This window comes from Terriglobia bacterium (assembly GCA_020073185.1).
Classification (GTDB): Bacteria; Acidobacteriota; Terriglobia; order Terriglobales; family Acidobacteriaceae; genus JAIQGF01.
The window spans coordinates 1-10732 of record JAIQFT010000082.1; the positions used below are offsets into that span (position 1 = coordinate 1).

General features: G+C 61.0%; 4 protein-coding genes. All 4 read left to right on the forward strand.

Annotation, left to right across the window (positions count from 1 at the left end; translation table 11 throughout):
• Positions 1 to 1249, forward strand: a 1249-nt coding sequence (locus tag LAN64_19310; GenBank protein MBZ5569979.1) for an AMP-binding protein, incomplete at its 5' end; no start/stop codon positions are given.
• Complete coding sequence (locus LAN64_19315; GenBank protein MBZ5569980.1) at positions 1242 to 5921, forward strand: SDR family NAD(P)-dependent oxidoreductase; 4680 nt, start codon at positions 1242 to 1244, stop codon at positions 5919 to 5921. The genes LAN64_19310 and LAN64_19315, both read left to right, overlap by 8 nt.
• Positions 5918 to 9127 carry an amino acid adenylation domain-containing protein gene (locus tag LAN64_19320; GenBank protein MBZ5569981.1) on the forward strand — a complete coding sequence of 1070 codons (3210 nt, stop codon included), beginning with the start codon at positions 5918 to 5920 and terminating at the stop codon, positions 9125 to 9127. The genes LAN64_19315 and LAN64_19320 overlap by 4 nt, the downstream gene beginning before the upstream one ends.
• Before the next feature lie 338 nt (positions 9128 to 9465).
• On the forward strand, positions 9466 to 10599 hold the full coding sequence (locus LAN64_19325) for a hypothetical protein (protein MBZ5569982.1): 1134 nt from the start codon (positions 9466 to 9468) through the stop codon (positions 10597 to 10599).
• The last annotated feature ends 133 nt before the right edge of the window (positions 10600 to 10732 follow it).

Genomic DNA, 10732 nt, shown 5'->3' on the forward strand with positions numbered 1-10732 from the left:
CTTCTGGCCGCTGATGACGGGAGCGCGGTTGGTGATCGCGCGTCCGGAAGGGCACAAGGATCCCACCTACCTGGTGCAACTGATTCAGGAGGAAGCAGTCACTACTCTGCATTTTGTGCCGTCGATGTTGCGGATGTTCCTGGAAGCGGAGGGGGTGACGCGGTGTGGGTCGGTGAAGCGAGTGATCTGTAGCGGGGAGGCGCTTCCCTTTGAGTTGCAGGAACGCTTCTTTGGACTACTCGATGCGGAATTGCACAACCTGTACGGTCCGACCGAGGCGGCGGTGGATGTGACCTACTGGGCCTGTGAGCGAGGCGGCGCGCGGAAGCTGGTGCCCATCGGACGCCCGGTAGCGAACACGCAGATGTATGTTCTGGACGCGGAAATGAACCCGATGCCGGTCGGCGTGCCTGGGGAACTCTACATTGGTGGAGTGCAGGTGGGCCGTGGGTACTGGGGCCGGCCCGAGCTGACGGCCGAGCGATTTATTCCTGACCCCTTCCGCCCCGGAAATCGGCTGTACCGAACCGGCGACTTGGCGCGCTGGCTACCCGATGGAGCGATCGAATACTTAGGTCGCAACGATTTCCAAGTGAAGGTGCGTGGTTTCCGGATCGAGCTCGGGGAGATCGAGGCGGCCCTTTCCGAACACGCTGCGGTGGGGCAGGCAGTGGTGGTGGCCCGCGAGGAGACGCCCGGCGACGTGCGCCTGGTGGCGTATCTGGTGGCCCGCCCGCAGGCCACTGTGGAGACGGAAAAGCTGCGCGCGTATCTGCGGAATCGGCTTCCCGAGTACATGGTGCCCTCGGCGTTCGTAGTTCTTCCCGCACTGCCGCTGAATCCCAGCGGCAAGGTTGACCGCAAGGCGCTGCCTGCTCCCGAGCGGGGCAGCGAGGCGGCTGTCGCCTACGAGGCGCCGCGCACTGAGATTGAATCTACGATTGCGGCTGTCTGGAAAGAGGTGCTGCGCGTCGAGAAGGTCGGCATTCGCGACAACTTTTTCGACCTCGGTGGAAATTCGCTGCTGCTGATTAAGGTCCAAGCGCGGCTGGGACAATGCTTGAACCGCAAGCTTGCGGCCGTGGAACTGTTCCAATACCCGAGCATCGAGGCCCTCTCACACCACCTGGCAAGCCAGGAGGATATGTCGCCGGAGCGGGAGAGAATTCAAAAACAGGCCGACCGGCAGAAGCAGGCCATCAGCCGACTGCGCGATCAGCAAGACCGGAGGAAACACGGTCATGAGTGAACATCAACAGGGCGAAGGGGTCGCCAGCGTAGCCATCGTCGGGATGGCCGGACGTTTCCCTGGCGCTGATAACGTTGAAGCATTCTGGCACAACCTTCGTGAGGGAGTTGAATCCGTAGGTTCCTTCACCCCAGAAGAGCTGCAGGAATCGGGAATATCACCGGAATTGAGCGGTCAGCCGAACTACGTCAACGCCAAAGGCGTTCTCTCCTCTGCTGCACAGTTCGACGCGGCCTTTTTTGGCATGAGCCCGCGAGAAGCGGAAATCATTGACCCCCAACAGCGCATTTTCCTGGAGTGCGCCTGGGAGGCGCTGGAGACTGCCGGCTATGATCCCGCGGTGTTCGAAGGCTCCATCGGCGTTTATGCCGGCATCGGCATGAATACCTATCTTATGTCCAATGTGCTGGGTAACCAAGCCCTCCTCGATGCCGTCGGCACCTACCAGATGATGCTGGGCAACGACAAGGACTATTTGGCAACCCGGGTGTCCTACAAGTTGAATCTCAAGGGACCGAGCCTGGTTATTCAGACGGCCTGCTCGACGTCATTAGTTGCGGTACAGTCCGCGTATCAGGCGCTGCTCAGTTTTCAGTGCGACATGGCCTTGGCAGGCGGAGTTTCACTCGAATTCCCGCAGAAGGCCGGCTACTTGTATCAAGAGGGCATGATCTTATCCCCGGATGGACACTGTCGTGCCTTCGACGCCGGGGCGAACGGCACGGTGGGTGGCGAGGGAGTTGGGATCGTTGTCCTGAAACGGCTGGAAGACGCCCTTGAGTCGGGCGACAACATCCTGGCCATCATCCGAGGCGCGGCCATCAACAATGACGGTTCGGCGAAGATCGGTTTTACCGCTCCCAGCGTGGAAGGCCAGGCTGAGGTAATTGCGACGGCGCAGTCCTTGGCTGGCATTAGTCCCGAAACTGTCAGCTACATCGAAGGCCATGGGACTGGAACGCCTCTCGGCGACCCTATAGAGGTTGCGGCACTGACCCGGGCCTTTCGGATGAGCACGTCTAAGACAGGCTTCTGTGCGTTGGGGTCGGTAAAAACGAACATCGGCCACGTTAATGCCGCCGCAGGCATAGCAGGACTGATTAAGACCGTTTTGGCTTTGCAACACCGGCAGATTCCTCCGAGCCTGCACTTCCAGCAGCCGAACCCCGAGATTGACTTCGCAAGCACCCCTTTCTACGTCAACACCACCCTCACGGACTGGAAGGATGGCGCGACCGCCCGTCGGGCAGGTGTCAGCTCGTTTGGCATGGGCGGCACCAATGCCCATGTGGTATTGGAAGAGGCCCCCGAGCGGCAGCCTTCCGTGGTCTCCAGAGCTGCCCGGTTGCTGCTGCTCTCGGGGCGCACGGAGCGCGCCCTCGAAGCTGCCACTGATAACCTTACCCGACATCTGAAATCCCATCCGAAAATCGGATTGGAAGACGCCTGCTACACCTTGCAGGTGGGCCGGAAACATTTCGATCACCGCCGAGTTTTGGTCTGCCGCGATCGCGCCGAGGCCATAGCGGCGCTCGAGGGGCGTGATCCCGCCAAGCTGATTAGCGCTGCGGGGCCGTCCGTTCGCCCGTCCATGGCGTTCTTGTTCAGCGGACAAGGCAGTCAGTATCCCGGCATGGGGATGCATTCGTATCAGAGCGAGCCGACGTTCCGCAGGCACTTTGATGAATGCGCCGAGCTACTGGCGCCGAACCTCGGTCTTGACATCCGGACCCTTGTGTTTCCGGCGAACATCCTCGGCGGATCGCCGGACGATGGTAACCTGCCCGATGCCCAGAGGCTGGACCAGACACAATTCACGCAGCCGGTGCTCTTCGCCCTTGAGTACGCGCTTGCCAAGACCTGGATGAGCTGGGGCATTAAGCCTGATGCGATGATCGGTCACAGTATTGGCGAGTACGTGGCCGCAACCATTGCGGACGTTTTTTCACTCAAGGATGCCCTGATGCTGGTCGGCATGCGTGGGCGCCTCATGCAGGAACTGCCCTCCGGACGTATGTTGGCGGTGGCCAGGTCCGAGCAGGACCTTGCGCTCATGCTGACTGAAAACGTCGAGCTCGCGGCCGTAAACGCTCCCAACTTGTGCACCGTGTCGGGGCCGAGCGATGCCATTGCAGCTTTCGAGACCTGCCTTGCAACAAGCGGCATTGATTACCATGCCCTGCATGCGTCCCATGCCTTTCACTCGGCCATGATGGATCCGATCCTCAAACGCTTCGTTGAGGTTGTGAAGGGCATTCGATTAGCTCCGCCGCAGCGCGCCTATGTTTCAAATGTCACGGGAACTTGGATTACGGCCGCCGAAGCGACTAATCCCGAGTATTGGGCCCAGCATCTGCGGCACACGGTTCGCTTCTTGGATGGACTGCAGCAGATTCTGAAAACCTCCCAACCCATTCTTGTCGAGGTCGGACCGGGACATAGCCTTACGACCTTTGCCGGACAATCCGCGGGAAGAACAGCCAGGGCGTTTTCGTCGTTGCCGCACGCGCGGGATCGCCAGCCAGACTCTGATTTCCTGGTGCGTACCTTAGGGCGGTTGTGGATGGAGGGTGTCGATCCAAACTGGACGGAGTTTCACCGGGGAGAAAAGCTGCACCGAGTTCCCCTCTCCACCTATCCCTTCGAGCGCAATCGGTTCTACGCTGAGCCTCGAAAGGCCTCAGGCCAGGCCGCCTCGTCAAAAAACCGACCCGCCAAAATCCAGGATCTTTCCCGGTGGTTCTACGTGCCGTCCTGGCGGCGAACCGCTCCGTCCACAGTCCTGCCCCGTGAACTTGTGCCGGAAGGCGGCGTGTGTTGGCTGCTCTTTCTCGATGAGGTCGGCGTGGGCACAGCACTGGCGGAAACTCTGCAAGCGGAAGGTGAGCAGGTGATTCGGGTTCGAGCCGGACAGACGTTCTCACGCTCGGCTGAGGATGTGTACGTGTTGGATCCGGGAGAACCAATGCACTACGATGCTCTGTTCGAGGATCTTGCGTCCAGAGATCAGCTTCCCTCGCACATAGTGCATCTGTTTACGCTCACCGAAACTCATGTCCCCCCTGATGCGGGCACGGAATCTCTCATGAACAGAGGGTTTTACAGCCTTCTCTACTCTACCCAGTCAGTGGTCAAGGTCCGCCCCACGCAGACGCTGACATTTGAGGTGGTGTCAAACCATTCGCAGGACGTCAGCGGAGAAGAGGCAATTTCTCCCGAAAAGGCAACTATGTACGGCCTCTGCCGTGTAATGGCCCAAGAATTTGGGAACTTGGGGTGCCGAAACATAGATATATCACTCCCATTCGTAAAGGGCGGGGTCGATGGGGTGCTCATTTCACAGCTCCTGGCCGAACTGAGGGGTAGCTCACTGCATCCGGTGGTGGCCCTGCGCGGCGGACAGCGCTGGGTCCAGCACTATGAACCTCTCAGTCTTTCCTCCAATCGGGGAAGGGGCCGATTCCGCGAGAACGGCGTTTACCTGATCACCGGTGGACTCGGGGCTATCGGGCCGCTGATCGCCAGGCACATAGCGCGCTCGGTGCGGGCCCGATTTGTTCTGATTGGCCGCACGGATTTGCCTCCGCGCAGCGAATGGGCAGCGCTGCGCGACGGCTCGGCAACCGATTCGTCGCTTGCGCACAAGATCGAAGCCATCCGCGCAATCGAGGCCCTGGGGTCCGAGGTCCTGACGCTGCGTGCCGATGTTGCAGATGAGGACGACATGCGAGCTGCCCTGCAAAGGATCGATGAAACTTTCGGAGTGCTCCATGGCGTCATCCACGCCGCCGGCGTCGGGGGCGCCGAAGAGTTCCGCGGGATCAGCGAGCTGGACCGCCCCCGCTGTGAGCGGCACTTTTGCGCAAGGATCCACGGGACGCGTGTGCTGGAGCGCGTGCTCCGGGACAAGCCTCTTGATTTCTGTTTGCTCAGCTCGAGCTTGGCGTCTGTACTGGGAGGAATCGGCTTTGCCGCCTACGCGGCCGCCAACGGGTTCATGGGCGGTTTCGCACACGAGCGCAATCGGCAGGGAACAGCTCCCTGGATCACCGTTGATTGGGACGGATGGCTCCAACCCGAAAATGGTGCCCCCGCCGAGATGTTTCCCTTCGCTATGACCCCGGAAGAAGGATTGGAGACCTTCGAACGCATCATGGATGCGGAAGGGCTTAGACACATCGTCGTGTCCACTTGCGACCTGACCGCCAGATTGCAGCAGTGGACAGGCGCGGGAGGCAAGCAGGAAGAAGAAATCGCCTCCCAGAAACCCGATACCGCTAGAACCGGTGAGCGCGATGTGGATGATCTCGGCGGGGCGGTGTTTAGCGGCAAGACCGAAGCCGCCGTGGCTGCAGTCTGGAAGGACGTTCTCGGCGTGAGCCGAATCGGTCCCGCAGACGACTTCTTCGAACTGGGCGGGCATTCCCTGATGGCGTCGCGGCTGATGTCGCGAATTCGCGCCGCCTTCGGCGTGGACTTGCCCCTCTGGCTCGTGTTCGAAGCCCGGACGGTCGCCGCAGTCGCCGCAGCCGTCGAGGCGGAACTAGCCAAATCTGCGACCAGCACCCCAGACACTGCCCGAGGCAGCATTCCTCGCGTCTCCCGCGAAGACCGCCGTGTGCGCGTGAACGACCTCGCATCAGCCCTGTCGCCCGGAATGGAGCGAAAATGAGCGGCGAACTTTTTTCCTTCCGACTTTCCTTTGCCCAGCAAAGGCTCTGGTTTCTGGAGCAGTTGCAGCCAGGGCTGCTGGCTTATAACCTCATCTTCGCAGTGCGTTTGCAGGGCCAGTTAAGCGTCGCCCATCTCGAGAAAGCGCTAGGGGTTGTGGTCGCCCGGCACGAATCCCTTCGAACCACGTTTCGTGCCGCGGGCGAGTCCCCGGAACAGATAGTGGCCGCTGGAGACGTGTTCCGTCTGGCGGTCGTCGATCTCTCCGGCCTCACACCCGATCAGCGCCAAAGGGAGGCGTTGCATCGGATCTCGGAAGAGGGACAGCGCACCTTCGATCTGATCCGAGGACCGCTCCTCCGGACCGTGCTCTATCGGCTCGGCAGCGAGGAACATCTCCTGATGCTGGCCATGCACCATATCGTGACCGACGGCTGGTCGGTCGGCATTCTCACAAAGGAACTGGGCACGGTGTACGGCGATATTTCCGCGGGAGGGGAACCCTCGCTCCCAGAGCTGCCGATTCAATATCCGGACTACGCCGAGTGGCAGCAGGACACGCTGCAAGGCGAGACACTTGAGCCATTACTCGCATACTGGCGCGGCCGGCTGCAGGGCACCCCGGCGGTCCTTGAGCTTTCGACGGACCACCCCCGACCGGCTGTCGAGCGTCATCGGGGTACAGTGCTGCGGTTCCAGATTCCGCTTCCTCTCACGCGCGCACTGTTGACGCTGGCCGGGCGCGAAGGGGTCACGCCGTTCATGGCACTACTGGCCGCCTTCAAGGTTCTTCTCTCGCGTTACACCGGCCAAACCGACATCGTCGTGGGTTCGCCCGTTGCAGGCAGGGAACGGCCGGAATTGGAGGGGCTGATTGGGCTCTTCGTGAACACCCTGGTGTTGCGAACGAACCTTGCGGCGGGATTGAGCTTCCGGGAGGTACTCGGGCGGGTGCGGGAGACGTGCCTAGGTGCTTACGCTCATCAAGAACTTCCACTCGAGAAGCTGGTCGAGGAGTTACGTCCGGAGCGTGATCTGAGCCGCAATCCGCTGTTCCAAGTCTTGTTCGCCCTGCAGAATACGCCGATGCGTCCGCTGTCGCTAAAGGGGCTGACAGTCACGCCGGTGGAGCTCGATCAAGTGTGGACTCAATTCGACCTGTCGTTGCACATGCTGGAGACGGACTCCGGGCTCTCGGGGATGTTCGAGTACAGCACGGATTTGTTCGAGTGGGCCACGATCGAGAGGATGGCAGGGCATTTCGTGACGCTGCTGTCGGCCGCGGTAGCGGATCCGGATCGTCGCATCGCGGATTTGCCGTTGCTGACGGACCAGGAACGTACGCAGGTGTTGGTGAATTGGAACGCCACCGCGAAGGCGTATCCCGAGACGACGATTCACCGCTTGATCGAGGAACAAGTCCGGCGAGCTCCAACGGCTACAGCCTTGGTGTTCGAGGGCCGCGCCATGAGCTACGACGAGCTCAACCGGCGCGCCAACCAGTTGGCGCGGCATCTTCGCGGCATGGGCGTCGGACCCGATACGCTGGTCGGGGTCTGCATTGAGCGCTCCTTCGAGATGGTGGTGGCACTGCTGGGAGTCCTGAAGGCGGGCGGCGCCTATGTGCCGGTGGACCCCGGCTATCCTGCCGACCGCCAGGCGTACATGATCGAGGATTCGCGCGCTCCGGTGCTGCTGACACAGGCCAATCTTGCCGGAGGCTGGGCCAACGCCGGGGCTCGGGTGGTTGTCCTGGACACGGGGTGGGAGGAGATCGCTCGCCAGCCTGGAGAAGACCTCCAGGACGGTGGGCAGCCAGATCATCTTGCCTACGTCATCTACACTTCGGGTTCGACGGGCAAGCCCAAGGGGGCAATGAACACGCACCGGGCGGTCAGCAACCGCCTGCTGTGGATGCAGGACACCTACGGATTGACGGAGTCGGATCGTGTTTTGCAGAAGACACCCTTCAGCTTCGACGTTTCGGTGTGGGAGTTCTTCTGGCCGCTGATGACGGGAGCGCGGTTGGTGATCGCGCGTCCGGAAGGGCACAAGGATCCCACCTACCTGGTGCAACTGATTCAGGAGGAAGCAATCACTACTCTGCATTTTGTGCCGTCGATGCTGCGGGTGTTCCTGGAAGCGGAGGGGGTGACGCGGTGTGGGTCGGTGAAGCGAGTGATCTGTAGCGGGGAGGCGCTTCCCTTTGAGTTGCAGGAACGCTTCTTCGGACTACTCGATGCGGAGCTGCACAACCTGTACGGTCCGACCGAGGCGGCGGTGGATGTGACCTACTGGGCCTGTGAGCGAGGCAGCGCGCGGAAGCTGGTGCCCATCGGACGTCCGGTAGCGAACACGCAGATGTATGTTCTGGACGCCGGTCTCAACCCGGTGCCGGTCGGCGTGCCGGGGGAACTCTACATTGGTGGAGTGCAGGTGGGCCGTGGGTACTGGGGCCGGCCCGAGCTGACGGCCGAGCGATTCATTGCCGACCCCTTCCGCCCCGGGGGCCGGCTGTACCGAACCGGCGATTTGGCGCGCTGGCTACCCGATGGAGCGATCGAATACTTAGGGCGCAACGATTTCCAGGTGAAGGTGCGTGGTTTCCGGATCGAGCTCGGGGAGATCGAGGCGGCACTTTCCGAACACGCTGCGGTGGGGCAGGCGGTGGTAGTGGCCCGCGAGGAGACGCCCGGCGACGTGCGCCTGGTGGCGTATCTAGTGGCCCGCCCGCAGGCCTCGATCGAGACGGGCGCGCTGCGCGCCTATTTACGCGAGCGGCTTCCCGAGTACATGGTGCCCTCGGCGTTCGTAGTTCTTCCCGCGCTGCCGCTAAATCCCAGCGGCAAGGTAGACCGCAAGGCGCTGCCTGCGCCTGAGCGGGGAAGCGAGGCGGCTGTCGCCTACGAGGCGCCGCGCACGCCGACCGAGGAAGCCCTGGCCGAAATCTTCGCCGAGGTTTTGAAGTTGGAACGCGCCGGCGTTCGGGACGACTTCTTCGACTTGGGCGGACACTCGCTGCTGGCCACCCGGCTGCTTTCGCGGGTCCACGCCAAGCTCGGCGTGGATTTGCCCGTCCGCCAGTTATTCGAAGCCCGCACCGTCGCGGGCCTTGCCGAAATCGTGGACGCCCGCCTTTGGCGGGAGAAAGCTGACCAGATGACCGTCCCGTTGAGCGCTGGGGAGCGCGAAGAACTTGAAATCTAAGCTGAATTTGACGGCTGGCTCAACCACCAACCGAGGCCTAGTCAGGCCAAGGGCTAGCGGCCACTCTTGTCTGGGCATCCCATCTGTCCAGAGATCCGATGGGGACAGGCAAGTTCCGCTTATGTGCAAGAAGTTACATACCACAGCACCCAGTAAGTGGTGGCGGTATTGAAAACAAAAGGGAAACAGCACTTATCCTCGGGTCTTCGATTGCGATAATGCTTATTTCTTGGCCATGAAATTGCTTGGGCATAGGGGTGTACTCGCAGCGTCAGCAACTCTATCGATGGCGGGATGACAGTTCCTGTTAGGTGGGGAGCGCGAGGAGTCTGAGAATTATGATGATCCGGGAATTCCTGGAACAATTGAACACCGCGGATATCAAGGTCTGGGCGGAGGGCGACAAGCTGCGCTGCAATGCTCCGAAAGGGGCTCTGACTCCCGACCTGCAGGCTGCGTTGATTAGACGTAAACCGGAGATCCTCGCTTTTCTTGATGCTGGATCGACCATAAACAGTTCACTGGTTCCGATTCAGGCCAAGGGCTCCCGGCCACCCTTCTTTGGCATCCCAGGGCATAACGGGGACGTCTTCTGCTTCGTTCGGCTCGCACATTATCTCGGCGAGGATCAGCCTTTCTACGGGCTCCAACCTCCCGGGTTCAATGGGGAGCGTGCGCCTTTGGAAAATGTCCAAGAACTCGCGGCCCACTATGTGCGAGAGCTGAGAGAATTCTTGCCTGCGGGACCTTATTTCGTGGGCGGATATTGCGCCGGCGGAGCCGTAGCCTTCGAGGTAGCGCGGCAGCTCGCGGAACAGGGTGGAGAGGTCGGTTTCCTCGCGCTTTTTGACAGTCCCTTTCCGACTGCATATCTCACGCGGAATAAGGTTGCGAACGTTTGTCGGTACCTGCTGCATCGCATTCCGTATCACCTACGCCGCATCGTGGATGCAGGGCCAAAGATTGCGGCGGGTTATGTTCGAGATAGGGTGCGAGGCTTCACTGATACAGTTCGGTCGCCGGACGGCGACGGGCCGGCTCCCGACGAAAAGAGCAACTTTAGGGTTCAGGTCGCTAACGCGACTTTGAAAGCGGTGACTGCCTACCGGCCGACCGTATTTCCGGGCCGTATTCATTTTTTCATAGCCAGCGAGGAGTCACGGAAGCTGAACTATGGCCGACAGCGTAGCTGGCGCGAGCATGCGGGAGGAGGTTTTCAACTCCATGTCGGTCCCGACGTGTGCACCGGCGCCACCATGCTACGCGAGCCTTTCGCGAAATTTTTCGCGGAACGCCTGCGGGAGTGCATTGATCAGCGGAGTCTGGGCTCCAACTCCAGATACTGCAAGATGGACTCGACGGCGGCTCTAGGCTCGCCTGTTCAAGCAGGAAACTCACCGACAGGTCTGGCGACCCATAACGGTCTTGCTTTGATCGCGGCGGCCATGACTCTGGCAAGCTGTGGATTCTAGAGCGGATTCATGGTTGCTGTACCCTGTAGCCGCAGTGGCGGAACCAAGCGACAGCGTTGTCGGCAGTAATCGACGAGATCGCTTCCGCAGCGGCCTGTTCCAGGGCTTCCGCAAGTCGTGCTTTGGCACTGCG